The following is a 22,785-nucleotide window of genomic DNA, read 5'->3' on the forward strand; positions in this document are numbered from 1 at the left end:
ATGCGGCACGAAGTCCTAATGCGCGATGAGCCGATCAGGGCACAATCGGGGCGATTGGTCGGGATTTTCGGAAAAGTCCTGCGGAAGGGCGCGCAGAAGGTCAGCGACCGACCCCCACATAGGCGGTAAAGCCTGCCTCTCGGACTTCGGCCGGATCGTAGATGTTGCGCAGGTCGGCCATCTGCGGCACCGCCATCTTGCGGGCAAGTTTGGCCAGATCAAGACCGCGGAATTCGTTCCATTCGGTCAGAAGCACCAGAAGATCGGCATCGTTGGCCGCCTGATAGGGGTTCTCGACCCATTTGACGCCGGGAAGCAGCGCTTCGCCCTCGTGGCGGCCCTGCGGATCGCTGACCCGGACCCTGGCGCCCGCCCCCACAAGGGCAGGGATGATGGTCAATGAGGGCGCCTCGCGCATGTCGTCGGTATTTGGCTTGAAGGTCACGCCCAGAACCGCAATCGTCTTGTCGCGCACCGATCCGCCGCAGAGATCGACGATCTTCTCGATCATCCGGCGCTTCACTTCCTCGTTGACCTTGATGACCGTCTCGACGATCTGCATCGGCGTGGCATGTTCCTGACCGATCCGGGCCAGAGCCTTGGTATCCTTGGGGAAACAGCTGCCGCCGTAACCGGGGCCTGCATGCAGGAACTTTTCGCCGATGCGCCCGTCCATGCCCATGCCCTTGGCCACCGTCTTCACATCCGCGCCGACTTTTTCGCACAGGGCGGCAATCTCGTTGATGAAGGTGATCTTGGTCGCAAGGAAGGCATTCGCCGCGTATTTTATCATCTCGGCGCTTTCAAGCCCGGTGTAGACCATCGGAAACTCGCGCAAGCTGAGCGGCCGGTAAAGCTCGGCCATCACCTTGCGGGCCTTCGGCGTCTCGGCCCCCACCACCACCCGGTCGGGACGCATGAAATCGTCGATCGCAGCCCCCTCGCGCAGAAACTCGGGGTTCGAGGCGACATCGAATTCGGCCTTGGGGTTCGCGTCGCGAATCGCCTCGGCCACCTTGCGATTGGTCCCGACCGGCACGGTGGACTTGGTCACCACCACGGCATAGCCGGTCAGTGCGCGCCCGATCTCGGCCGCAGCTGCCATCACATAGGTCAGGTCGGCATGTCCGTCCCCGCGCCGGGTGGGCGTGCCGACCGCAATGAACACCGCCTCCGCCCCATCTACCGCGGCCTTCAGGTCCGTCGTGAAAGTAAGCCGCCCGGCGGCGGAGTTCTTGGCGATCAGCGCCTCCAGACCGGGCTCGAAGATCGGGACTTCGCCGCGGTTCAGCCGATCGATCTTGTCGGCATCCCTGTCGACGCAGACCACGTCATGGCCGAAGTCGGAAAAGCAGGCCCCAGAGACCAGCCCCACATACCCCGTCCCGATCATCGCGATGCGCATTGTGCCGCCCCTTCAAAGCTGGCCGCATGTCTATGCAGCAGCCGAAAGGGTGTCAAATCCCGCGCTTGTCACCTTGCCGCCTTCTGCAAGCAGGGCCACCACGTCTGGCGGGCCCCGCTCTGGTGTCAGGCGCGCTCGGGCTTCGGGAACCGCGCCTTCACCGCGGCCACGGCGGCCAGCCAGTCCTCCCGGCTTGCCTCGTCGCGCTGCCACTTGAAGAACAGCGGATCGGCCTCTGCCGCAAGGGCGAGCCGAAGGGCCTCGTCGCGGGCGATCAGTGCCGCCTGATACTCTGCCTCGCGCTGCGCCGCGCTATCCTCGGGCGAGGGATCGACCTCCGCCGCCGGTGGACGAGCAACCCATTTCCCGCGCGAGGTGCGTCGATGCGTTGCCAGAAACTCGACCGTAAGGCCCTCGACCGATTCGCTGCCCTCGCGCGGGTCGCTGCCGATCCAGCCGGGGACGCCATCCTTGGTGAACAGAACGTGCAGGGTCATGTCAGTAGTCGCTTTCGATATAAAGGCTCATGGTCGCAAAGCCGATCACCGAGGACGTGCCGCCCACGCTCATGTAGCCATAGGGCGTCAGCAGCGTCGTGGTGGCCGGGATGTCGGTGGTGACGATGCCCGTTGCGACCGCGCCAGTCACCAGGTTCGTCACCTCATAGCCAAGGGTCTGCGTCGTCCCCGGAGGCGCGAAAAGCGCGATCTCATAGACTGCGGTGAGATCGGTGCCGGGCTTCGGAAAGCCGGACCCGAGGTCGATCTTCGTGGCCGTGCCCGCGCCGTCGTTGTGCATGAACTGGATGTTGGTGTCGGCGCTGTCGTAACCCATGCCGAACATGTTCGTCAGCGTGGACGGGTTGACATCCGTCGGCGCGGCGGTCGTGTTGCGCATGCCCACAAAGGCCCGGTGCGTCGCGGTTGCCACGCCGGTCGCCGGTCCCCACCGCCAGACCAGATGGAACCCGCCCAGGCCTGCGGATGGACCGCCCAGGGTCCATTGCAGGGCGCCACCCCGCAGGCCAGCAACGGCGGTGGTCGAGGCCGTCGTCACCCGCCACGACCGCCGCCGCATGTAGTTGTGCAGGTTTGTCGTGGCCACGCTTTCCGTCGTTGCCGTGCCCGTCGCGCTGACCGCGATCCCGACCTGCGCGTCCGCCCCGCCGTTCCCGGCCGGAAGGAACAGCCCCATCTTGTTGCGCGCGAAAGACGGCTGCAACGAACTGTCCAGACCGCTCGGCCCCATGAAGGCGGGCATCACCCGACCGGCGACCTTGCGGCCGAACAGCTTCAAGCCGTCCGCCGCAGGCGCTGCCGGGGTCGCAATCGCCGGAAGGCGAAGCTGCCCGCCCTCGATCTGGACATCCGCCGCGCCGCCGAAGCTGCCCGCGTTGTTGAATTGCACCTCGCCCGAGGCCCCGCCGGGGGACCCGCCGCCGCCGCCGCCAAGCCCCGACACAAGCGCCTTCTTGAGATTGCCCCCGTCCGACGTATCGCTGATCAGCACATAATCCGCACCGTCCGGCGTGACAGTCGCCTTCCCGGTTATCGCGGTCTTGTCCAGCGACGTGGTGCCGTCGCCGGTGCTGGTGACATCGCCGGTATGGTCGGGGTGGACATAGTTGTTCGCCCCCGCAGCGACTCCGTCCAGCTTGGTCTTGTCCGCCGCCGACATGAAGCCTGCAACCGAAGCGGTCGCCGCCGCATGCAGGGCGCCCCCTGCGCGCGCCCCATGCGCCGCATCGTCAAACGCCGCCGCTGGCAGCGTGCCCGTGGTCAGGTCGCTCGCCGACCCGCTGGTGGCCACCGCCGCAAGCCCGGTGATCGTCGCCGCCGGCTGCGTCCCCGTATGCGTCGCCCGGTCGCGCAGCGCCGCATCCGAGGCATTCGCCGTCGCCCCGTCCGCCACGTTCAGGATCGCGCGCGCCTGCGCGGGCGTCAGCACCTCGGGCGACCCCGTGCCCGCCGTGTCGCGGCCAAGGAAGCTGTCCGTCGCCATGTCGGCCAGCTTGTCCAGCGTCACCGCTCCCGCGTCGATGGTCCAGACCGTCCCCGAACCCGACACCGTGATGTCGCCCTTGTCGCCGTCGCTGACGCCGCCACTGCCGCCCCCACCACCGACCACCTGCGTGACGCCGGCGCTGCGCACCTTGACTTCTCCGGTCGTGGCGTTCAGCCACAGCGTTCCGTCTGCCGGGCTAAGCGGATCCCCCGCCTGTCCGCCCAGATGCACGGGCTGCGGCAGCAGCACCTCGCCCGTCGCGCCATCGGCCTCCAGGGCCGTGAACCAGGCGCTGCCATCCGCGCTGACCTTGACCGAGAAATCGTCAGACCCCGCCGTCCCCATTTCGGCCCGGCCCGAAAAGCCGGTCTGGAACAGAAGGCTGGCGGTATCCGAGGCTACCGCCTTGTTCAGCTTCAGCTGATGCCCCGACCCGGCGTGGTTCAGCAAGGTCGCGGGCGACGAGACCGCCAGCCGGTTCGTGGCATCGGGAGTGGCAGAAACCCCCAGCTGTCCCACCGTGAACGGCCCGTCCGACAGGGCGATCCAGGTCAGCCCGTTGTAAAAGGCCATCTGGCTTTCCGCCATCACATAGGCCTGCCAGCCGGGCAGCGGCTGGGTGAACTGCCACCCCGCCTCGGTGAACATCGCAATCCGCCCCGCCTGCCCGACCCAGGGGCCGGTGGCACCTGCCGCCACGATGTGCCGGTCACCGATGGCGGGCAGCGAGGGCGGCGTGGTCAGGGTCCGGTTGATGACCGCAAGCTGCACAATCAGGTCCAGCTTCACCAGGGCCTCGTTGTGGGTGACATGCTTCTGCGCCTGCGCCGGAAGGATCAGGGGCAGCGACAGGATCGTCGTATCGTCGGGCATCAGAAACCTCCGGGGATCGCCTTGGCCCGCGACCCTAGGAAAAGTCTGTCAACAGCCACTCACCAGCCCGCGCGCACGCCCTGCCGGTCGCGCAACGGCAACCCCGGACTTGCGCTTTTCCGAAATACTCCCGCCGGAGGCTCTCCCGCAAACCATCCCGCCCTGCCGCTGCCGTCACGCTCGCTCGTAGGGTGGGCCATCTGCCCACCCTACGCTCAGGGCTCCTCGACCAGCGCCGGGGCCAGCCGGTCCCGCCGCGCCTCGACCCAGGTGTTGGCGCTGATCGCCAGGATGATGAGGGCGCCCCCGGCCATCACCCAGGCCTCCACCGGCTCGCCAAAGGCCAGCGCCCCCAGAAGTGCGGCCCAGATCAACTGAAGGAAGGTCACCGGCTGCGTCACCGCCAGGGGGGCGGCCCGGAACGCCCGGGCCATCGCGTAATGCCCCAGCGTCGCCAGCGCCGCGACCGCCGCAAGCCAGGCGCACTGCTCCCAGCGCACCGGCTGCCATTGCCACAGCGCCAGCGGCATCAGCCCCAGAGTGACCGTGACCGACAACATGGCCACGATCACCGAGGCAGGGGCCTCCCGGCTCAGCCGCTTGGCGATGATGTAGCTCAGCGAAAAGAACACCGTGGCGCCCAGTTGCGACAGGTGCCCGAGCGACAGGTCCCGCATCCCCGGCCGCAACACGATCAATCCGCCCGCAATGGCCACCAGCACAGCCATCACCCGCCGCGCGCCAAGCCCCTCGCCCAGCAGCAAGCCCCCGATCACCAGAACGATCACCGGCCCCAGAAAACCAATCGCCGCCATCTCGGCCACTGGCACCCGCGCCATGGCATAGAACCACAGGACCACCGCCACCACATGCAGCCCGCCGCGCCCCAGGAACAACCGCCCGACCTCGGGCCCGATCCGCATCCCCCGCATCGTCCACAGCGCCGGAAGCAGGAACAGCAGACCAAAGCCGAATCGTATGAACGCCGACTGCGCTGCGGGAAGTTCGGTGCCCAGGTAGCGGACAATTCCGTTCACCCCCACGAAGGAAAGCCCCGCCCCCGCCATCCACAAGGCCCCTTCCAGAGGCCGGCCAAGATCAGACACCCGGTGCATGGCCGGGACTGAACCGGAAAGCCCGGGCAATGGCAAGCTCTCCCCGTCCGACTGAACAGGACCACTCCACCCCCCTGCCCCACGCGCAGCGGCACAATCATTCCGCGGGATCATATCCGCACACCTCTACCTGCGTTACCCGTCAGGCAAAGCTGTCGATCGTGCGGATCGCGCCCTCCAGCGCCCTGCCCTCTTCGTCCCGAAGAGCAGCCTCACGCAGGCGACGGCACCAGTCGGCAGCATCTTCGCGGGTCGAGACACGGGCCGTCGCGGCAAGCACACGATCAAACTTCGACTGCCCCCGGGCGTGCGTGTCGGAATAGCCCTTTATCAGGCGGCGACAGCGGATCAGCTCGACCGCAAGGTCGTAATTGCTCTGCACTTCTGCCAGTGCCGTCTCCAGCCAACGCGCCAGATGGGCCTGTTCCCGGGCGTGGCGTAGCGTGCGGCGACGCCAGCGCTTCATCCCGCCCAGGAAATAAAGCGCAACGAATGCAGGCAGACTGTCGGTCCGCAGCCGACGACCCCTGTCGAACCACCGGGTCAGGCGGGCCATCCATTTCGGATCTGCCTCCAGCCGCGCACCAAGGCGGGCGGGAAACATGCCGACGATCTCTGCCGCGCGGGGGTGGAAGAACTCGGTCAGGTGCAGGACGTTCGCCTCTTTCACCCCCATCTCGCTGCGGATGCGATCAAGTCGGCGGGCGCTGGTCTTCAGGTCGGCAACCCGGATGATGTCGTCATAAGCCATTGCATTGGCGATGTATTTCGCCGCCTCGCGGGACAGTGCCCAGCCATGCGCCGCAGCATCGCGCGTCATCACCCCGGCCAGTCGGTCCAGATACTCCACGCCATAGGCAAGATCCTGGAACTCCACCACCTTGCGCAGACCGGGCAGCGCAAGCTCGGCCACCGGGGCGGGGAGGGCCGACGCGCGGGCCGCAAGCCTTTCCCATTCCGCGACCAGACGCGCGGGGCCTTGCGCCTTCGGCTCGGGCTTGGCCTGCGTCGCGGGTGCAGCTTCTGGCGCAGGGTTGGCGGCGACATCGAAGGCCGCAGCAAAGGCCCGCAACGATGCCTCCGCCCCCTTGCCACCGGCCCTGATCGCGGTCTCGAAGGCCTCGCGCGGGAAGGGCAGCACCCCCGCCCCGGCTAGCGCGCCGAACAGCGAGGCCGAGATGACCGAGCCGCTCTGGATCGCCAGTGCGTCGAAGTCGGCGGCGATCACACGGCGCGCAGCGATCCCGGCTGCGGCCATCACCTCTTCGGACGAGGCGATGCCGTCGCCTGGCACCATCTTTTCCGACACCGCCAGCGCGCGGTGGGTCGAGGTGATGAGGGTGGTGCGGTCCGGCGTCACGAAGCCGCGGATTATGGCACGCCCGGCCTCCATCATCTCGGCGGCAATCATGATGTCGACATCGCCAGGCGCAGGCATCAGAGAGAAGACCGGAACCGGGTCGCCGGGCCTTATCGGGGCCATTTCCACATAATAGACCGTCGCCCCGGTGCGCTGCGACACGCCCGCGACGCTGGTCGCCTGCGCGGCGTAACCCTGCGCGCGGGCCAGGTCCTCGATCCAGCCGGTCAGCACGCCGCCGCCCTGCCCGCCGACCGCAAGGATCGCCAGTTTGATGATCCCCGACAGCCGCGGATCAGCCTGCCTTGCGTCCAGTTCCGAGCCAATGGCATCCTGCAAGGTCATGGCGTATCCTCGAACACCAGCCGTCGCGCAGCGCGGCGGGATTGCAACCAGCCGATCACCCGGGCGCGGAAAGCAGCCACCCACGCCTCCCATTTCGACGGGTTGTGGACGACGTCGGCGCGGTAGAAGGACGGGCAGAGAACGGCGGCATCCGCCACCTCGCCGCAGTTGCCGCAGCCGACGCAGCTTTGGTCGATCGACGCCACCGGGTCGTCGCGCAGGGGGTCGTCCAGTTTCTTCAACGACAGCGACGGGCAGCCCGACAGCCGGATGCAGGCATGGTCGCCGGTGCAGACATCCTCATCCACGCCAAAGCGCGGCACCTCGATGCGGCGGCCTTCCCTGATCGCCTTCTGCGCCAGGGGCTTCTCGCGCCGCTGCTTGTTCAGCATGCATTCCGACGAGGCGACGATGACCTTCGGGCCGGGCGTGTCGGTCGTCAGCGCCTCGCGCAGCACGTCGCGCATCCGGCCCACGTCATAGGTGCGATCCACCTGCCGCACCCAGTCGATGCCGATGCCCTTCAGCGCCTTGGCAATCGGATGTTTCGTCGCCTTCGTCGGGTTGTCGGCGCGGCTGGACATGATGTCCTGCCCCCCCGTCGCGGCCGAGTAATAGTTGTCCACGATCACCGCCACGCCGTCCGACCTGTTGAAGGCCATGTTGGTAAAGCTGGACGACAGCCCGTTGTGCCAGAACCCGCCGTCGCCGATGATCGACACCGGGCGCCGTTCCCCGCCCCCGTCGAAGGCGGCGTTGGCCGCGGGGCCAAGGCCATAGCCCATCGTGGCACCCCCCACCTCGAACGGAGGCAGCGCGCCGAACAGATGGCAGCCGATGTCCGCCGAGATCTGAAGCTTCCCCGTCTCCTTCTGCACCAGCTTGATCGCGGCGAAGATCGGGCGCTCCGGGCAGCCGGTGCAGAAACCGGGCGGGCGGATCGGGACGGTCCTGGTCAGGTCGGGGATCTGCGGTCGATCCTCGTTCGGCGCGCGGACGAGGGCTGGCAGCATCTGCGGCGCGGCCTCTTTCAGAAAGGCCGTGATCCCGTCCAGCATCACCTGCCCGGTGTATTCCCCGGCCATCGGCAAAAGGCCCTTGCCCCGCAGCCTCACCTGCGACCCTGCACGGTAAAGGAAGGTGGACAGCTGCTGTTCGATGAACTCGGGCTGGCCTTCCTCGATCACCAGCACCTGATCCTTGCCCGCGCAGAATTCCAGAAACTCGGACGAAATCAGCGGATAGGTCACGTTCAGGACGTAAAGCGGCACCTGCGAGTTGCCCCAGAGATCCGCCAGTCCCAACCGTTGCAACGCCCGGATCACCCCGTTGTACATGCCGCCTTGCAGGACGATGCCGACCGGGGCGGTCTTTGGCCCGAACACCTCGTTCAAGCCGCGTTCGCGAATGAACGTCTCGGCCGCAGGCCAGCGGTTTCTGACCTTGTCCTGCTCATGCGCATAGGACATCGGTGGCAGCACGACGCGCGCGAAATCCGACTGCGGGTTCGACAGCGCGTCCTTGACCGAAAGCTTCGGGCGCTGGTTGTCGCGGGTCTGGAAGCTGCCGGTGACATGGCAGGATCGGATGCGGACCATCAGCATGACCGGGCTGTTCGACGCCTCGGACAGCTCGAATCCGTCCTTCACCGCCTTGACGATGCTGGGCAGGTTGGGGCGCGGGTCCAGAAGCCAGAACTGCGACTTCATCGCAAAGGCGTGGCTGCGCTCCTGCATGATGCTGGAACCCTCGCCGTAATCCTCGCCCACGATGATGAGCGCCCCACCGTTCACCCCGGAAGACGCGAGGTTCGCCAGCGCATCCGACGCCACGTTCACGCCCACCGAGCCCTTGAACGTCACCGCCCCCCGGATCGGGTAATGGACGCTTGCCGCCAGCATCGCCGCCGCAGCCGCTTCGTTCGCATTGGCCTCGAACCGGATGCCCAGCTCGGCCATCAGGTCCTCGGCATCGGCCAGCACGTCCATCAGGTGGCTGATCGGCGCGCCCTGATAGCCGCCGACGTAGCCCACGCCGTTTTCCAGAAGCGCCTTGGTGATCGCAAGGATGCCTTCGCCGGTGAAGGTATCCCCCTCGCCCTTGCGCAGGTGTTCGACTTCGGCCTTGAAGGAACGTTCGGCCATGTCAGATCTCGTGCTTGCGGATGTTGGTCAGCATCTTCTGCAGCGTCCCCACGAAGGCGCGCCGCTCCTCGGCCCCGATGCCTCGGAACATGCGCTCCTGCGCCTCGGCCATGCGGGGCCAGAGCGTCTCGAAAAGCGCGCGTCCCGCGTCGGTGATATGGATCCGCGTGGCGCGGCTGTCCGCCTGGTCCGTCTCGCGCCGGATCAGCCCGTCGGCAGCCAACTGGTCAAGCGCGCGCGACAGGGTGGACTGTTCGACCACCGAATAGACCGCCAATTCCCGGATCAGCGGCCCCTCGATCACCGACAACACCGCCAGCGCCCGCATTTTCGGCGTGGTCAGGCCCAGCCCTGCCATCTCGTCGCGCAGGCTTGCGTTATAGCGCCCCATGATCCGGTTCATCAGGTAGGGCGCATAATTGCTCAGGCCGATCTCTCCCAGCCGGGGCAGGGCCTCGGGTGCCTTCTCCGGGGGGGACTGATCGGTCATGCGCCCAACCTCTTTGCTGCAAGGACACCCGACCCGCCACGGCGGTTATCTCTGACGAGAGTCACGCCCCGCATGCAGCCGCCGTTGACCAAGGGCGCCCCAGCCGGCGAGGCCATGAGCAAAGCCCGGGCCGCAGCCACCAGGTCACGCCTGCAACCGGGAAGCCTGATCTTGTCGGTCCGGCCGCGGCCGTCGCAAACAGCCTCACGTCGCGGGGGCAGACTGCGGCCACCTTTCGGGGGCGGCATCGTCCCGGCGACCAGCGTGTTGTTCCCACTGCCGATGATGACGTGATCCGGGCGCATCCTACCCGCGCGGAACCAGCGCCAGCGCTCGGATGGGCGAGCCGGTGCCCTGCTTGATCTTCAGAGGCGCGGCAATCAGGATCGCCCCTTTCGCGGGCAGCTTGTCCAGGTTCGCCAGCGATGCCAATCCAAAGCAGTTGTTCTTGTGCAGAAGATTATGCGCCGGAAACGGCGGAGTCATCCCCCCGGCCTGCCCCGCATCGGTCCCGATGCACTGACTGCCCCAGCCGACAATGCCCTTGCCGATCAGATATTCGATCACCTCGGCGGTCGGCCCCGGCGTGTGCGGCCCGGTCTCGTTCGCATTCAGAAAAAGGTTTTCATCATGCGCCCGCTTGTCCCAGTCCGACCGCAGCACGACCCATTCGCCCTTGCCGATTGCGCCGTGCTTCGCCTCCCAGGCCTTCACATGGTCGATTGTCAGAAGAAAATCCGGGTCCGCCGCGCATTCGGCGCTGAAATCCAGCACGTTGACCGGGGCCACCAGCCGCTGAACGTCCAGCGTGTCGGTATAGCCGTCCGGATAGTCCTTCCCGGTGATCCAGTGGTGCGGCGCGTCGAAATGAGTGCCGGAGTGTTCTCCCAGCTCCAGCCAGTTCCAGGCCCAGAACGGGCCGTCCTTGTCGTATTCGCTGATCCGGTGGATCTTGATCGGCGGCGTGTCCTTGGCGAAATCCGGCGGCAGTTTCAGAAGCGGCGTCTCCGGCCCCAGAACCCCTGAACAATCCACCACCTCGATCGCGCCCGAAGCGATCATCCACGCCACCGAGTGCAGAACACTTGCTGAAGTCATCAGTCTCTCCCTGTTGGACGGGCGTCCCGGCAAGAGGCGCCGGATGTTTCCGGTCGTCATGAACCACGCTAGACAGAATTAGATGTATTCGCAATTATCCTCGCATCTGTCCGGCGGGAAGCATGGCCGATACCCTTGACGCAGTCCGAATCGGGGCGGCCCATAACACGCTTGCCGCGGCACTTCATCTGGACGCCAAGGGCTGAAAGGTCGGCGTTTTCGGACAGGCCGCCACGGCAGGCGGGGTGGCGACGACCGGGGGGCATACCCTTACCGGCTTCCGCCACGACTGGGCGGCAATGAACCTGTCGCTATTTGCCGGAAGCCCTTTTTCAAAGCGTATGGCACGGAACTGGCCCGCTGCGCCTGCGAAAATGTCCGGAGGACCGGCTGCTCTCCTCATCCTTCGTCGATGGCAGATAGGCGGGCGTTTCGACCCTGGGCGACCAACCCCTCGCCACCTTCCGTGCGCTCTCGCCCAGGGACGCCGCGACCTTCCAGGACATGACCAGCCGTTTCGGGGCCAAGGCTCCGCGCCTCTTCGGGCTTCTCGGGTCCGAGATGCAGATTCGTGCATTTGCATATTTCATGCTCAAAACATTGCGCGCCAAGGGCTTGGCGGGCTCGATGGACAGGGTCCGGTTCCTGCTGTCGCAACCCCGTTCCTGGCTTGAAGAAACGTTCGAGCACCCGCACATCCGTGCGCTGCCCGGCGCCTGGGGGATGCGCCTGGACTTCGCCCCCGATGTCGCGGGCGGCCGGGGACGATGGGGCGCGAGATCCTGCCCAACGTCCTGCCGACCATCACCGACCTTCTGACCCTTGAAATGGGCATCGCGGTCATCGTCGAGGCCATCCCGTCCTGTGTGATCCTCTCCATCTCCACCGACGACCCCACCTTGGGCGGCATGATCGCCGAAGGCCGCTCCTCGATCCACCAGGCCTGGTGGATCCTTGACTTACCGCTCGTCACCCTGCTCATCACCGTCCTCTCCTTCACTCAACTCGGCGAAGGCTTGAAGGACCGTTTCGACCCGGTGCTGCGATGAGTTACCTCGCCATCCGCAACCTCTCGGTCCGGCTGCGCAAGGGCCCGACCCCCTGCGCCGAGTATCCCTTGACGTGGCCAGGGGCGGGGTGCGGGGGCTGGTGGGAGTATCCGGCGAGGGCAAGTCGATGACCGGCAAGGCGGTGCTGGGCATCCTGCCGCCCTCCGTCGAAGTGACCGAGGGCGAAATCCTGCTCGACGGGACCGATCTTCTCAAGCTGCCCCTCAAAGACCGCCGCCGCAGCATCGGAGCCGTGGCGGCGCTGATCCCGCAGGACCCGCTGACTGCGCTGAACCCCAGCCACCGCATCGCCACGCAGATCACCGATCGGCTCGTCGACAGCCTCGGGTGGAGCGGAACATCGTCGCTGGCTGGAACAAGCCCGAGTATGCGGCGCTTGGCCTGACGCTGCCCGACGACCACGAACCCCGCTGCGCCTATGCGCAGGAATGGTTCGACCTGGTGCGCAAGCTCTGGACCTCGGACGACCATTTCGATTGGAACGGAACCTATTTCAAGGCCCGGCGAGTGAAAGGTGACCCCAAGCCCCTGCGCGGGACGATTCCGATCATCAACGCCGCGGGCAGCCCCGAGGGCCGCGAGTTTGCAACCGACAACGCCAACTTCCTGTTCACTCCGGCCATCGACCTTGACCGGTCCAGGGGCGAAATCGCCGAGCTGAAGGAACAGGCCCGCGCCAAGGGCCGCGAGGTGAACGTTTTGACCTTCTCCCATGTCATCTGCCGCCCGACCGAGGCCGAAGCCAAGGCCTTCGCCGACGACACCACCGTGCAGAACGCCGACACCGAAGCGGTGGACATGCTGAAACACCGGGGCCGGACGCCGGGGCCGACCTGTCAGCCACCGCAACGCTTACGTCCCAAGCGCCAGCCCAAAGGCAAGCGCCCACATCGTCACCCCGACGCCGACCTCCAGCCAGACCCAGGCCGAGGCCTTCGCAAAGACCGGACCCAGCGACCGTGCCCCGAACCCCAGCGCGGTGAAGAAGCTCAGCGACGCGCAAGCCGCCGCCACGCCGAACACCGCCTGATGCGGCGCATGTTGGGCCGAGATCGACCCGATCAGCACCACCGTATCCAGATAGACATGCGGGTTGGCCCAGGTCAGCACCAGACAGGTCGCCAGCACCGTCCCCAGCGGCGCCGATCCCGCACCGGACGGCCGCAATGCCTCACCACCCTGCCAGGCGGCCCGGAACCGCAGCGCGCCATAGACCAGCAGGAACGCCACCCCCAGCCAGCGCATCGCCTCACCGAACCACGGCACCGCCGCGCTCAGCGACCCGAACCCTGCCACGCCCGCGCCGATCAGCACCGCATCCGAGATCGCACAGACCGCCACCACCGGCCCCACATGCTCGCGCCGCAAACCCTGCCGCAGCACGAAGGCATTCTGCGCCCCGATCGCAAGGATCAGGCTCAGCGCGACCAGATAGCCGTTGACCGCCGCCTCAAGCACCCGACAGCCCCCGCAACGCCGCCATCGCGTCCTCCCGCCGTTCCCAAGGCACGAACAGGTGGTCGTGGTGATAGCCCGCAATCACGTTGCAGCTGATCCCCTCGCGGCCCAGCGCCTCGGCAAAGGCCGCCGTCAGTCCCACCGCCGCCAGGTCCGATTGCACCGTCAGACTGATCCGCGCCCAAGGGTCCGAGGCGATCCCCGCGGCCTGCATCTCGGCAAGCCGGGCAATCAGGGTCGGCCCTTCATCCTCGGCCACCGTGGCGAAGGGCTGGAACGCCAGCGCCCCACCCGGCCAGACGGCATAGCCGTAGGGCTCGGAATGCAGCACCGGCTCCATCGACCGCAACAGCACGCCCAGATCCGTCTCCGCCATCCCGACCTCCCTGCCTTTTCCCTTGACCTACGGACCTGCCTTGCCAAACTCCAGTTAATCTTCCTGTCGTCGATTAAGCACAGCTAATGCTGGACCCCGCGCATCTCGCCACCCTTGCCGCCGTTCATCGCCGCGGGTCCTTTGACCTTGCGGCAGCCGAACTGCACCTCACGGCCTCCGCCATCTCCCAGCGGATCAAGGCCCTGGAGGAGCGGACCGGCGCGCTTCTCATCCGTCGCGGCACCCCCTGCACCGCGACCGAGACCGGGCTGCGTCTGATCCGCCACCATGACGAGATCGCCCTCCTTGAACGCGCGCTGGACCAGGAGCTTGGCCTTGCCGCCGGCCCCGCCACCCTGCGCATCGCGGTCAATGCCGACAGCCTTGCGACCTTCGTGATCCCCGCGCTGGCCGCGACCGACGGGCTGCTCTTCGACCTCGTCATCGACGACCAGGACGTCAGCCAGGACTGGCTGCGGCGCGGCGAGGTCGTGGCGGCCATCACCGCGCATCCCGGCCCGCTGCAAGGCTGCGACACGATCCCCCTGGGCGCCCTGCGCTACCGCGCTACCGCCTCGCCCGCCTATGTCCGGCGCTGGTTTTCCGATGGCGTGACCGCCGAGGCGATGGCAGCAGCGCCCGCCCTGACCTTTTCCGACAAGGACCGGCTGCAAACCCGCTGGGCCGCTGCGCGGGTCCCCGGCCTGACCCGCCCGCTACTGCCCACGCATCGCATGGCCTCGTCCCACGCCTTCGTCGACGCCTGCCGGGCGGGCCTTGGCTGGGCCATGAATCCCGAACCCCTCGTCACGCGCCTGCTGGCCGACGGCAACCTGGTAGAGCTGATCCCCGACACACCCCTTGACGTGGCGCTTTACTGGCAATTCACCCGGCTTTCGGCCCCGTCCCTTGCCCCTGTGACCGAGGCGATCCGCCGGGCGGCACGGGCAAGTCTGGTGGCCTGAAACGGATCGGGCCGGGACTGACGCCAGCCCCGGCCCGTGACATCAGACAGGGTCGGCAATCCGCCGACGGCTCCGTCAAAGCTGCGCGGCCACGTCCTCGGGCACGTCGAAGTTATGCGTCACGGTCTGGACGTCGTCGTCCTCTTCCAGAAGATCGATCAACCGCATCAGCTTCTGCGCGGTCTCCAGATCCACCTCGGTGCGCGACTGCGGCCGCCAGACCAGCTTGGATTCCGTCGATTCCCCCAGCGTCTTTTCCAGCGCGTCCGACACTTCGGACAGGTTCTCGACCTTGCAATAGATCCAGTGGCCGTCCTCGTCCGAATCCACATCGTCCGCCCCGGCTTCCAGCGCCGCCATCATCACGTCATCGGCCGAGCCGACCGAGGCCGGATAGGAAATCTCGCCCACCCGGTCGAAACTGTGGCTGACCGAGCCGGTCGTGCCAAGGTTCCCGCCGCATTTGGTGAAATAGCTCCGCACATTCGACGCGGTGCGGTTCAGGTTGTCGGTCATCGCCTCGACGATGATCGCGATGCCGTTCACGCCGTACCCCTCATAGCGGATTTCCGTGTAATCCGCCCCCTCGCCCATCTGCGACTTCTTGATCGCGCGGTCGATCACGTCCTTCGGCATCGAGGCCGCTTTCGCCGCCTTCACCGCCAGACGCAGGCGCGGGTTCATGTCAGGGTCGGGCATCCCCATCTTGGCCGCGACGGTGATTTCCTTCGACAGCTTGGAAAACATCTTGGACCGCAGCTTGTCCTGCTTGCCCTTGCGATGCTGGATGTTCGCCCATTTCGAATGGCCTGCCATGGCCCTACCCTCGGTCCCGTTTCGGTGATGCGTCCCTCTACACCCGCCGCCGACGAAAGAGCAACCCCGCCCCGCCACGGCGAAGCCTTCCCCCAAGGATTGTTCCGGGCACAACCTTTGGCTTTGCCTTGGCCAAGATGCCCTGTATGCCGGGTCCATGGTCAAGGCTCCGACCGCGAAAGCGCTGTTTCCTCTGTCCAAGGCTGCGGAACTGCCCCGCTGGCGGCGCCCCGAGGCGCTTCTTTTCCTCATGGCCGCCGCGCAGCCGATCAGCTTTGCGACCTGGACCGCGCTTCTGAACAACTTCGTCATCGAGGTCGCGGGCTTCACCGGGAAAGAGATCGGCTGGCTGCACACCGTGCGCGAGGTGCCGGGGCTTCTGGCTGTCGGGGCGATCCTGGTGCTTCTGGTGCTGCGCGAACAGGTCCTTGCGCTGGTGGCTCTTGCCCTTCTGGGGGCCGCGACGGCCTTCACCGCCTGGTTTCCGTCCTACATGGGTATCCTGGTCATGACACTCCTGTCCTCGATCGGGTTCCACTACTTCGAGACCGCGAACCAGTCGTTGCAGATGCAGTGGATCGAAAAGGCGGACGCGCCGCGCGTGCTGGGCCGGATCGTCGCGGCCGGGGCGGGGGCCTCGCTTCTGGCCTATGGGGCGATCGTGCTTCTCTGGAACCGGCTCGGCCTCGACTACAACACCGTCTACATGGCGGCGGGCGGCCTGACGCTATTGATCGTGGTGTTCGCGGCCCTCGCCTATCCGCAGTTCCAGGGCGATCACGTCCAGCACAAGCACATGGTCCTGCGCCGTCGCTACTGGCTTTACTATGCGCTTCAGTTGATGGCCGGGGCGCGGCGGCAGATCTTCGTCGTCTTCGCGGGCTTTATGATGGTCGAGAAGTTCGGGATGCGCGTCAGCGAGATGACCGGGCTGTTGCTGGTGAACTACCTGATCAACATGCTGGTCGCCCCCTCGATGGGCCGCGCCCTGGGCAAATATGGCGAACGCAACGTGATGGGCTTTGAGTACATCGGCCTCACCATCGTGTTCCTGGCCTATGGCGGGCTCTACTGGTTCGGCTGGGGGATCGTGATCGCGGGGATACTCTACATACTCGACCAGCTGTTCTTCGCCCTGTCCTTCAGCCTGAAGACCTATTTCCAGAAGATCGGCGATCCCAGGGACATGGCGCCGACCTCGGCGGTGGCCTTCACGATCAACCATATCGCGGCCGTCTTCCTGCCGGCGGCGCTGGGTTACATGTGGGCCAGGTCGCCGGATCATGTGTTCCTGCTCGGGGCCGGGATGGCCGTTTTCGCCTTTCTCCTGGTCTGCCTGATCCCCCGGCATCCCGGGCCGGGCAACGAAACGGTCTTCTCGCGTGGGCTTCCTGTTCCGGCCGAATAGCGGCGCGCAGTCAATGCGGGGTGAACCCGCTGTAACCTGCATTGGGATTTCGCGCGCATCGCCTATATTGCGATGCACAAACGGAGGTCCCCCATGTTCTTCACCCGCAAGTCGATGGAAATGGTCACGCCGGACAAGGCCCTGCCCGGCCGGGCCGAGCCCCTGCCCACGGCCGAGACGCATTTCCTGTCGGGCATCCCGCTGAAATCCACTGTGCCCGAGGGGATGGAACAGGCGATGTTCGGCATGGGCTGCTTCTGGGGGGTAGAGCGGAAGTTCTGGCAGACCCCCGGCGTCTGGCTGACCATGGTGGGCTATGCCGGCGGCTACACGCCGAACCCGACCTACAAGGAAACCTGCACCCAGTTGACCGGCCACAACGAAGTGGTCCGCTTGATCTACGACCCCGCCCGCGTCTCCTACGAGGACCTGCTCAAGGTCTTCTGGGAAGGCCATGACCCGACGCAGGGAATGCGGCAGGGCAATGATGTGGGCTCGACCTATCGCTCGGGCATCTACACCTACACCGATGAACAACTCGCCGCCGCCAAAGCGTCGAAAGAGGTCTATGCCCGGGCGCTGAAGGCGGCCGGGATGGGTCCGATCACCACCGAGATCCTCCCTGCCCCGACCTTCTACTTCGCCGAGGACTACCACCAGCAATACCTGGCCAAGAACCCGGGCGGCTATTGCGGCCTGGGCGGCACCGGCGTCAGCTGCCCCATCGGAACCGGCGTCCGCGCTTGACCCGGGCAGGGCCGGAGACTATCCGGCCCTGAACCCCGGAGATCGCCCATGCCCACCTATTCCGCCCTCACCACCCTTCCCGGAGAAGAGGCCGCGCAGTCCCTCGCCTCCGCCATGGAGCGGATGACCCCCGAACCCACCGGCGTCGGCGTCTTCGAGATCGAGGACGGCTCGGGCCTGTGGGAAGTCGGCGCCTATTTCCTCGAGGCGCCCGATGAAGTGATGCTGGAAGTCCTGGCCACCGCCTTCGGCGCGAAACCCTTCGCCCTGTCCGAACTGCCCGAGGTGGACTGGGTCGCCCATGTCCGCCGCGAACTCTCGCCCGTGGATGCCGGCCGGTTCTTCGTCTTCGGCAGCCATGACGCGGACAAGGTCCCCCCCGGTCGCGTGCCCCTCCAGATCGAGGCGACGGTCGCCTTCGGCACCGGCCACCACGGCACGACGCTGGGCTGCCTTCTGGCCTTCGACCGGCTGCTGACCGACGGCTGGCGCCCTGCGAGGGTGGCCGACATCGGTTGCGGGACCGCGGTCCTCGCCATGGCCGCCGCATCCACCCTGCCCGATGCGCTGGTCATCGCCAGCGACATCGACCGCGTGGCGGTGGACGTGGCCGAGGCCAATGTCGCCATCAACAACCTGCAAGGCCGGGTCGAATGCCTTGAAGCAGCCGGCCTCGATCACGACCGAATCAGGGCAGCCGCGCCCTACGATCTGATCTTCGCCAACATCCTGAAGGGCCCGCTGATCGACCTTGCCCCCGCCATTGCGACTCACCTCGCAACCGGGGGTAGAGCCATCCTTTCGGGTTTACTCGCTGTGCAAGCAGATTCGGTGACGGCGGCTTACGTAGAGGCAGGGCTTTGTCTGCAAAGTCGTGACGATATCGGCGAATGGTCGACGCTTGTTCTACAAAAGGTTTGAAATAGTGGACAATCCTTGACTGGAAGCCCCTTAGTCCACACCCTGAGTCAGGCGCCGCAATTTCGCCATAAGCATGCGGCAGAAATTAAGCGTCAGAGCTGCTACTCTGGGTGAAAGATATGTGGGTCGATCCTAATCTTAATGACTTTTACAGCCGCGTTGCGCGGATCGAGAAGTCCCATGCCAAAGGCTACGGGTTCGAAGCGCCGGGAACGGTCAGCCGCAAGGTGGCCGGTCGCGGCGGAAGCCGGTTGCTGAAACTGGCCAAGCCGGTCGTGCTGGTCCTTGCGATGGGGATCGGCTTGAAGGCGGTGATCCACTACTTCGTCGGGGCCCAGACCTACGAAAACCGTGTCAGCGCCCTTGCGGCGGGCGACGGGTTCGATCCGGTCGGCGCCTGGCTGATGCAGGCCGACCCGGTCACCCTGTGGCTCTCTGGTCAGATGCAGTCCGTTCTTCCGCGTTGACCCCAAGCGAATAGTTGCTGCCAGTTCATTGAAGAAGGGCCGCATCTTTCGATGCGGCCCGTTTTCCGGTTTATTCAGGTCACGTCGCGGCCAGGCTTTCGGCCGGGGTCCGGCTCAGCGGCCGATATCGGCGATGTCACCGCGGCACAGACCGATATCGTCCAGCTCGCGATCCGAAAGTTTGCTCAGCGCCTTGCGCGTCACTCGGGCGTCATTCCAGGCCCGGAACGTGCGAACGACGTTCGACAGGCCATTGATGGCACGATAGGTGGTGATGGCGCCAAAGGGCGCCGGGCGGGTCGTCTCGACAGCGGCCATGGCTTTCATCCTTGTTCTCATACTGCACAGATCGGAGGCTCATTCCTCCATACGCCGCGAAATAGTTGTGCTGCATGTGCAAAGCAAGCCAACAACGAACAAGGCCGCCATGCAGCCGCTGCATGGCGCGCGTCAGAATTTTGTCATCTTTTTCATAACCTTCCAGCGTGGCTTCTGGAAAGTGTCGCAATACTTGCGCAGAAGGTCGCTTTCTGCAAGTGCAAAATTCAGCGGCCAGAGACCGGGCTCTGCCGGAAACCCATTGGCGGATGTTCCCTTTTCGTGCTAGCCCTTGTGGCAAGAATGACGACGGGGGCAAGATGCGGGTCATCGGCATCGATCCGGGGCTGCGGAACCTGGGCTGGGGCGTGATCGATGTGGCAGGGTCGCGCCTGACCCACGTCGCCAACGGTATCTGCCATTCCGACGGCGGCGACGGCGATCTGGCGGTGCGGCTTTTGTCGCTTCATTCGCAATTGACAGAAGTTTTACGCACTTGGCAGCCAGAGGCAGCGGCCGTGGAGCATACTTTCGTCAACAAGGACGCGGTGGCGACGCTGAAACTGGGCCAGGCGCGCGGGATCGCCCTGCTGGTCCCGGCTCAGTTCGGGCTGGCCGTGGGGGAATATGCCCCGAACGCGGTGAAGAAGACCGTGGTCGGCGTCGGCCACGCAGCCAAGGTGCAGGTCGACCACATGGTCAAACTGCAGTTCCCGGGCGCAAGGATTGCCGGGCCGGATGCGGCGGACGCTCTGGCCGTGGCGATCTGCCATGCCCATCACGTCCAGTCCTCGGGTCGGCTGGCGGCAGCTCTGAGGGCAGCGGAATGATCGGGCGCATCTCCGGGCGGCTCGACTGGCGCGGCCCCGATCATGTCCTGATCGACGTGCGCGGGGTCGGCTATATCGTCCATGTCAGCGAACGCACGCTCGCCGCGATGCCCGGGGTGGGCGAGGCGGTCTCGCTCTATACCGACCTTCTGGTGCGCGAGGACCTTTTGCAACTGTTCGGCTTTCCGACCATGCTGGAAAAGGAATGGCACAAGCTTCTGATGACCGTGCAGGGAGTGGGCGCGAAGGCTTCGATGGCGATCCTGGGGACGCTTGGGGCCGAAGGCGTGGGCCGCGCGATCACCCTGGGAGACGCGCGGGCGGTCCAGGCGGCGCCGGGCGTCGGGCCGAAACTTGCGCAGCGGGTGATCCTTGAGTTGAAGGCCAAGGCCCCCGGCGTGATGGCGGCGGGCGCCGGCCTGTCAACCAAGGCGGCCGCCGAGGACGCGGTGATCGAAGACACCGCCCCTGCCCCGCGCAAGGCGGGGAAACCGGACGAAGGCGCCGCACGCCGGGCCTCGGCCTCGGCCGACGCACTGTCGGCACTGGTGAACCTTGGCTATGGGCAGGGGGATGCGGCGCAGGCGGTGGCGACGGTCTCGGGGGATCTGGCTGATGCGGATGCGGCGACGCTGATCCGGGCGGCGCTGAAGGTTCTGGCCCCGAAATGAGTTCTGACCCGACCCTCCGCCCCGAGAAACTGCCCGAGGACACCGACAAGGCGCTGAGGCCGCAGATGCTGGCCGAGTTCATCGGGCAGGCGGAAGCGCGGGCCAACCTTGCCGTTTTCATCGAGTCCGCCCGGATGCGGGGCGAGGCGATGGACCATACGCTGTTCCACGGCCCCCCCGGTCTGGGCAAGACCACCCTGGCGCAGATCATGGCGCGCGAGCTTGGCGTCGGGTTCCGCATGACCTCTGGCCCGGTGCTGGCCAAGCCCGGCGATCTGGCGGCGATCCTGACCAACCTCGAGCCCCGCGACGTGCTGTTCATCGACGAGATCCACCGCCTGTCTCCGGTGGTCGAGGAAGTGCTCTATCCGGCGCTGGAGGATTTCGCGCTTGACCTCGTCATCGGCGAAGGCCCCGCCGCGCGGACCGTGCGGATCGACCTGCAACCCTTCACGCTGGTCGGCGCGACGACGCGGCTCGGCCTGCTGACCACGCCCCTGCGCGACCGCTTCGGCATCCCGACGCGGCTGGAGTTCTATTCCGAGGCGGAGCTGTTCGAGATCGTCACCCGGGGCGCCCGGCTGATGGGCGTGCAGGCCGAGGCCGACGGCTGCCGCGAGATCGCCCGGCGGGCCCGGGGGACCCCCCGGATCGCCGGGCGGCTTCTGCGCCGGGTGGTGGATTTCGCGCTGGTCGAGGAAGGCGGACGGATCAGCCGTGCGCTAGCCGACCGGGCGCTGACGCGGTTGGGGGTGGACAATCTGGGGCTGGACGGGGCCGACCGGCGCTATCTTTCGCTTCTGGCCGAGAACTACGGCGGTGGGCCGGTGGGGGTAGAGACGATCGCGGCGGCCCTGTCCGAGCCGCGCGATGCCATCGAGGAGGTGATCGAGCCATATCTTCTGCAACAGGGCCTGATCCTGCGCACGCCGCGCGGGCGGATGCTGGGGCAGAAGGCATGGCGGCATCTGGGGCTGGAGGCGCCAAAGACTCCGGGACAGGCGGACCTCTTCGGGGGGAAGTAGGCGGAGCGCTGACGCGCGAGGCTTTTGTCTCGTCGTCGGGCTGCGCCTCCTCCTCGGCCGTCGGGGGCGCTTCGCCCCCCGAACCCCCAGAGAGTATTTCTGAAAAGAGCAAATCATGGAGGCGGGCATGGGGCCGGATGAGATCGAGGCATTGTTCACCCGGGGCAACGGGCAGTATCTGTTCGCGCGCTGGGGGCGGCCGATCGTTCCGGTGGTCTTCGGGGTGGACGACGCAAGCCTCGCGGTGTTCAAGGGCGCGTTCGAGGCCGTCGTCACGCTGGCCCGGCACCGGATGGCCGAGACGGACCCGGAACTGGGCGCGAACCTGATGGTCTTCGCCTTCCGGGACTGGGGCGAACTGCTGGAGGTCAGGGACCTGGGTCGGCTGGTGCCGGAGCTTCCCGCCCTGGTGGACCGGCTGGAAGGCGCGGGGGCCAACCAGTACCGGATCTTCCGGTTCGACCGGGACGGGTCGATCAAGGCGGCCTTCGTCTTCCTGAAGATGGATGCGGCGCTGGCGGCGATGGAGGCCGAGACGCTGGCGCTGGCTCAGGCGGTGCAGACGGTGGTGCTGTGGTCGGACCGGGCCTTTGACGGGACCTCGCCGCTGGCGCGGGTGGGGGAGAGGGTGATCCTGCGGCCCGAGATCGGGGCGGTGATCCGGGCGGGGTATGATCCGGTCCTGCCCGCCATGGCGCGCGATCCGTCGCACGCGCTGCGGCTTGCCGCCCGGACGCGGCTGGATTGACCTGCCCGCGCGTGGGCAGGCAAGCGCCACAAGCGATTTCAACGACTTGTCCGTGGGCGTTCACGATTGGTTAACTCAAGTTCCAAGTGCAACGGTTGTTGTTGTTTTTTCGAATTCCTCGGCGAGGGCCT

Annotated in this window: 24 protein-coding genes and 1 pseudogene; 13 read left to right on the top strand and 12 right to left on the bottom strand. The window is 66.4% G+C overall.

Annotated elements, in window-relative coordinates:
- Positions 1–100: 100 nt before the first annotated feature.
- The 8 genes from D5084_RS08095 to D5084_RS08130 all read right to left on the bottom strand — a co-directional run bounded on the left by D5084_RS08095 (position 101) and on the right by D5084_RS08130 (position 10,834).
- Entirely contained in the window at positions 101–1,405 is a 1,305-nt protein-coding gene (locus tag D5084_RS08095) for a UDP-glucose dehydrogenase family protein (protein WP_128515021.1), read from the bottom strand.
- Positions 1,406–1,530: 125 nt separating this feature from the next.
- Positions 1,531–1,902, bottom strand: coding sequence for a hypothetical protein (locus D5084_RS08100; protein WP_128515022.1), 372 nt, complete (start codon positions 1,900–1,902; stop codon positions 1,531–1,533).
- A 1-nt stretch (position 1,903) separates the two neighbouring features.
- Positions 1,904–4,282 (bottom strand): DUF2793 domain-containing protein, encoded by a 2,379-nt coding sequence (locus D5084_RS18535; protein WP_202910041.1) that lies wholly within the window; start codon positions 4,280–4,282, stop codon positions 1,904–1,906.
- Positions 4,283–4,497: 215 nt separating this feature from the next.
- A complete protein-coding gene (locus D5084_RS08110; protein WP_238382569.1) occupies positions 4,498–5,397 on the bottom strand; it encodes a DMT family transporter in 900 nt (299 codons plus the stop codon).
- 142 nt (positions 5,398–5,539) lie between these two features.
- Positions 5,540–7,102, bottom strand: a complete 1,563-nt coding sequence (locus D5084_RS08115; protein WP_128515023.1) for an indolepyruvate oxidoreductase subunit beta family protein — start codon at positions 7,100–7,102, stop codon at positions 5,540–5,542.
- A complete protein-coding gene (locus D5084_RS08120) occupies positions 7,099–9,246 on the bottom strand; it encodes a thiamine pyrophosphate-dependent enzyme (RefSeq protein ID WP_128515024.1) in 2,148 nt (715 codons plus the stop codon). The genes D5084_RS08115 and D5084_RS08120 overlap by 4 nt, the downstream gene beginning before the upstream one ends.
- A gap of 1 nt (position 9,247) precedes the next feature.
- A complete protein-coding gene (locus tag D5084_RS08125; protein WP_128515025.1) occupies positions 9,248–9,736 on the bottom strand; it encodes a MarR family winged helix-turn-helix transcriptional regulator in 489 nt (162 codons plus the stop codon).
- 306 nt (positions 9,737–10,042) lie between these two features.
- Positions 10,043–10,834 carry a cyclase family protein gene (locus tag D5084_RS08130; RefSeq protein ID WP_128515026.1) on the bottom strand — a complete coding sequence of 264 codons (792 nt, stop codon included), beginning with the start codon at positions 10,832–10,834 and terminating at the stop codon, positions 10,043–10,045.
- Positions 10,835–11,601: 767 nt separating this feature from the next.
- Here D5084_RS08130 and D5084_RS08135 point away from each other — a divergent pair.
- The 3 genes and pseudogenes from D5084_RS08135 to D5084_RS18695 all read left to right on the top strand — a co-directional run.
- Positions 11,602–11,883, top strand: a complete 282-nt coding sequence (locus D5084_RS08135; protein ID WP_238382570.1) for a hypothetical protein — start codon at positions 11,602–11,604, stop codon at positions 11,881–11,883.
- A gap of 100 nt (positions 11,884–11,983) precedes the next feature.
- Complete coding sequence (locus D5084_RS18690) at positions 11,984–12,289, top strand: ATP-binding cassette domain-containing protein (RefSeq protein ID WP_238382573.1); 306 nt, start codon at positions 11,984–11,986, stop codon at positions 12,287–12,289.
- Positions 12,232–12,663 (top strand): annotated as a pseudogene (locus tag D5084_RS18695) (LLM class flavin-dependent oxidoreductase); the annotation flags it as partial. The gene D5084_RS18690 and the pseudogene D5084_RS18695, both read left to right, overlap by 58 nt.
- 93 nt (positions 12,664–12,756) lie before the next feature.
- On the opposite strand, the gene D5084_RS08145 reads toward D5084_RS18695, so the two are convergent.
- Entirely contained in the window at positions 12,757–13,362 is a 606-nt protein-coding gene (locus tag D5084_RS08145; protein WP_128515027.1) for a LysE/ArgO family amino acid transporter, read from the bottom strand.
- On the bottom strand, positions 13,355–13,738 hold the full coding sequence (locus D5084_RS08150; RefSeq protein WP_128515028.1) for an ACT domain-containing protein: 384 nt from the start codon (positions 13,736–13,738) through the stop codon (positions 13,355–13,357). The genes D5084_RS08145 and D5084_RS08150 overlap by 8 nt, the downstream gene beginning before the upstream one ends.
- An 86-nt stretch (positions 13,739–13,824) precedes the next feature.
- Here D5084_RS08150 and D5084_RS08155 point away from each other — a divergent pair, with 86 nt between their 5' ends.
- Complete coding sequence (locus D5084_RS08155; RefSeq protein WP_128515029.1) at positions 13,825–14,703, top strand: LysR family transcriptional regulator ArgP; 879 nt, start codon at positions 13,825–13,827, stop codon at positions 14,701–14,703.
- A gap of 75 nt (positions 14,704–14,778) precedes the next feature.
- On the opposite strand, the gene D5084_RS08160 is transcribed toward D5084_RS08155, so the two are convergent.
- The gene (locus tag D5084_RS08160; protein WP_128515030.1) at positions 14,779–15,519 is read right to left on the bottom strand and encodes a YebC/PmpR family DNA-binding transcriptional regulator; all 741 of its coding nucleotides are present in this window, start codon (positions 15,517–15,519) and stop codon (positions 14,779–14,781) included.
- Positions 15,520–15,676: 157 nt separating this feature from the next.
- Between D5084_RS08160 and D5084_RS08165 the strand changes: the two genes are divergently transcribed.
- From D5084_RS08165 to D5084_RS08180, 4 genes are all read left to right on the top strand, one after another.
- Entirely contained in the window at positions 15,677–16,927 is a 1,251-nt protein-coding gene (locus D5084_RS08165) for an MFS transporter (protein WP_128515031.1), read from the top strand.
- A gap of 93 nt (positions 16,928–17,020) precedes the next feature.
- The gene (gene msrA, locus D5084_RS08170) at positions 17,021–17,674 is read left to right on the top strand and encodes a peptide-methionine (S)-S-oxide reductase MsrA (protein WP_128515032.1); all 654 of its coding nucleotides are present in this window, start codon (positions 17,021–17,023) and stop codon (positions 17,672–17,674) included.
- 48 nt (positions 17,675–17,722) lie between these two features.
- A complete protein-coding gene (locus D5084_RS08175; protein ID WP_128515033.1) occupies positions 17,723–18,595 on the top strand; it encodes a 50S ribosomal protein L11 methyltransferase in 873 nt (290 codons plus the stop codon).
- A gap of 119 nt (positions 18,596–18,714) precedes the next feature.
- On the top strand, positions 18,715–19,062 hold the full coding sequence (locus D5084_RS08180; protein ID WP_435532669.1) for a hypothetical protein: 348 nt from the start codon (positions 18,715–18,717) through the stop codon (positions 19,060–19,062).
- A gap of 114 nt (positions 19,063–19,176) precedes the next feature.
- Here D5084_RS08180 and D5084_RS08185 read toward each other — a convergent pair whose 3' ends face one another.
- Positions 19,177–19,380: a DUF1127 domain-containing protein gene (locus tag D5084_RS08185; RefSeq protein ID WP_128515035.1), complete on the bottom strand. Its 204-nt coding sequence runs from the start codon at positions 19,378–19,380 to the stop codon at positions 19,177–19,179.
- Here D5084_RS08185 and D5084_RS08190 point away from each other — a divergent pair.
- The 5 genes from D5084_RS08190 to D5084_RS08210 all read left to right on the top strand — a co-directional run bounded on the left by D5084_RS08190 (position 19,379) and on the right by D5084_RS08210 (position 22,654).
- The gene (locus D5084_RS08190) at positions 19,379–19,669 is read left to right on the top strand and encodes a hypothetical protein (RefSeq protein ID WP_128515036.1); all 291 of its coding nucleotides are present in this window, start codon (positions 19,379–19,381) and stop codon (positions 19,667–19,669) included. The two genes, D5084_RS08185 and D5084_RS08190, sit on opposite strands and share 2 nt — an antisense overlap.
- A gap of 31 nt (positions 19,670–19,700) precedes the next feature.
- On the top strand, positions 19,701–20,210 hold the full coding sequence (gene ruvC / locus D5084_RS08195) for a crossover junction endodeoxyribonuclease RuvC (protein ID WP_128515037.1): 510 nt from the start codon (positions 19,701–19,703) through the stop codon (positions 20,208–20,210).
- The gene (ruvA, locus tag D5084_RS08200; RefSeq protein WP_128515038.1) at positions 20,207–20,881 is read left to right on the top strand and encodes a Holliday junction branch migration protein RuvA; all 675 of its coding nucleotides are present in this window, start codon (positions 20,207–20,209) and stop codon (positions 20,879–20,881) included. The genes ruvC and ruvA overlap by 4 nt, the downstream gene beginning before the upstream one ends.
- Complete coding sequence (gene ruvB / locus D5084_RS08205; protein ID WP_128515039.1) at positions 20,878–21,906, top strand: Holliday junction branch migration DNA helicase RuvB; 1,029 nt, start codon at positions 20,878–20,880, stop codon at positions 21,904–21,906. The genes ruvA and ruvB overlap by 4 nt, the downstream gene beginning before the upstream one ends.
- A 127-nt stretch (positions 21,907–22,033) precedes the next feature.
- Positions 22,034–22,654 carry a hypothetical protein gene (locus tag D5084_RS08210; protein WP_128515044.1) on the top strand — a complete coding sequence of 207 codons (621 nt, stop codon included), beginning with the start codon at positions 22,034–22,036 and terminating at the stop codon, positions 22,652–22,654.
- Positions 22,655–22,785: the final 131 nt, after the last annotated feature.

Source organism: Tabrizicola thermarum (genome assembly GCF_003574395.1).
GTDB classification, from domain to species: domain Bacteria; phylum Pseudomonadota; class Alphaproteobacteria; order Rhodobacterales; family Rhodobacteraceae; genus Tabrizicola; species Tabrizicola thermarum.

What these genes read in the sequence shown, in the direction of transcription:
- D5084_RS08095 (WP_128515021.1), bottom strand. Translation starts at nt 1,405, where the DNA reads ATGCGCATCGCGATGATCGGGACGGGGTATGTGGGGCTGGTCTCTGGG.
- D5084_RS08100 (WP_128515022.1), bottom strand. Translation starts at nt 1,902, where the DNA reads ATGACCCTGCACGTTCTGTTCACCAAGGATGGCGTCCCCGGCTGGATC.
- D5084_RS18535 (WP_202910041.1), bottom strand. Translation starts at nt 4,282, where the DNA reads ATGCCCGACGATACGACGATCCTGTCGCTGCCCCTGATCCTTCCGGCG.
- D5084_RS08110 (WP_238382569.1), bottom strand. Translation starts at nt 5,397, where the DNA reads ATGCACCGGGTGTCTGATCTTGGCCGGCCTCTGGAAGGGGCCTTGTGG.
- D5084_RS08115 (WP_128515023.1), bottom strand. Translation starts at nt 7,102, where the DNA reads ATGACCTTGCAGGATGCCATTGGCTCGGAACTGGACGCAAGGCAGGCT.
- D5084_RS08120 (WP_128515024.1), bottom strand. Translation starts at nt 9,246, where the DNA reads ATGGCCGAACGTTCCTTCAAGGCCGAAGTCGAACACCTGCGCAAGGGC.
- D5084_RS08125 (WP_128515025.1), bottom strand. Translation starts at nt 9,736, where the DNA reads ATGACCGATCAGTCCCCCCCGGAGAAGGCACCCGAGGCCCTGCCCCGG.
- D5084_RS08130 (WP_128515026.1), bottom strand. Translation starts at nt 10,834, where the DNA reads ATGACTTCAGCAAGTGTTCTGCACTCGGTGGCGTGGATGATCGCTTCG.
- D5084_RS08135 (WP_238382570.1), top strand. Translation starts at nt 11,602, where the DNA reads ATGGGGCGCGAGATCCTGCCCAACGTCCTGCCGACCATCACCGACCTT.
- D5084_RS08150 (WP_128515028.1), bottom strand. Translation starts at nt 13,738, where the DNA reads ATGGCGGAGACGGATCTGGGCGTGCTGTTGCGGTCGATGGAGCCGGTG.
- D5084_RS08155 (WP_128515029.1), top strand. Translation starts at nt 13,825, where the DNA reads ATGCTGGACCCCGCGCATCTCGCCACCCTTGCCGCCGTTCATCGCCGC.
- D5084_RS08160 (WP_128515030.1), bottom strand. Translation starts at nt 15,519, where the DNA reads ATGGCAGGCCATTCGAAATGGGCGAACATCCAGCATCGCAAGGGCAAG.
- D5084_RS08165 (WP_128515031.1), top strand. Translation starts at nt 15,677, where the DNA reads ATGGTCAAGGCTCCGACCGCGAAAGCGCTGTTTCCTCTGTCCAAGGCT.
- msrA (WP_128515032.1), top strand. Translation starts at nt 17,021, where the DNA reads ATGTTCTTCACCCGCAAGTCGATGGAAATGGTCACGCCGGACAAGGCC.
- D5084_RS08175 (WP_128515033.1), top strand. Translation starts at nt 17,723, where the DNA reads ATGCCCACCTATTCCGCCCTCACCACCCTTCCCGGAGAAGAGGCCGCG.
- D5084_RS08180 (WP_435532669.1), top strand. Translation starts at nt 18,715, where the DNA reads ATGTGGGTCGATCCTAATCTTAATGACTTTTACAGCCGCGTTGCGCGG.
- D5084_RS08190 (WP_128515036.1), top strand. Translation starts at nt 19,379, where the DNA reads ATGGCTTTCATCCTTGTTCTCATACTGCACAGATCGGAGGCTCATTCC.
- D5084_RS08185 (WP_128515035.1), bottom strand. Translation starts at nt 19,380, where the DNA reads ATGGCCGCTGTCGAGACGACCCGCCCGGCGCCCTTTGGCGCCATCACC.
- ruvC (WP_128515037.1), top strand. Translation starts at nt 19,701, where the DNA reads ATGCGGGTCATCGGCATCGATCCGGGGCTGCGGAACCTGGGCTGGGGC.
- ruvA (WP_128515038.1), top strand. Translation starts at nt 20,207, where the DNA reads ATGATCGGGCGCATCTCCGGGCGGCTCGACTGGCGCGGCCCCGATCAT.
- ruvB (WP_128515039.1), top strand. Translation starts at nt 20,878, where the DNA reads ATGAGTTCTGACCCGACCCTCCGCCCCGAGAAACTGCCCGAGGACACC.
- D5084_RS08210 (WP_128515044.1), top strand. Translation starts at nt 22,034, where the DNA reads ATGGGGCCGGATGAGATCGAGGCATTGTTCACCCGGGGCAACGGGCAG.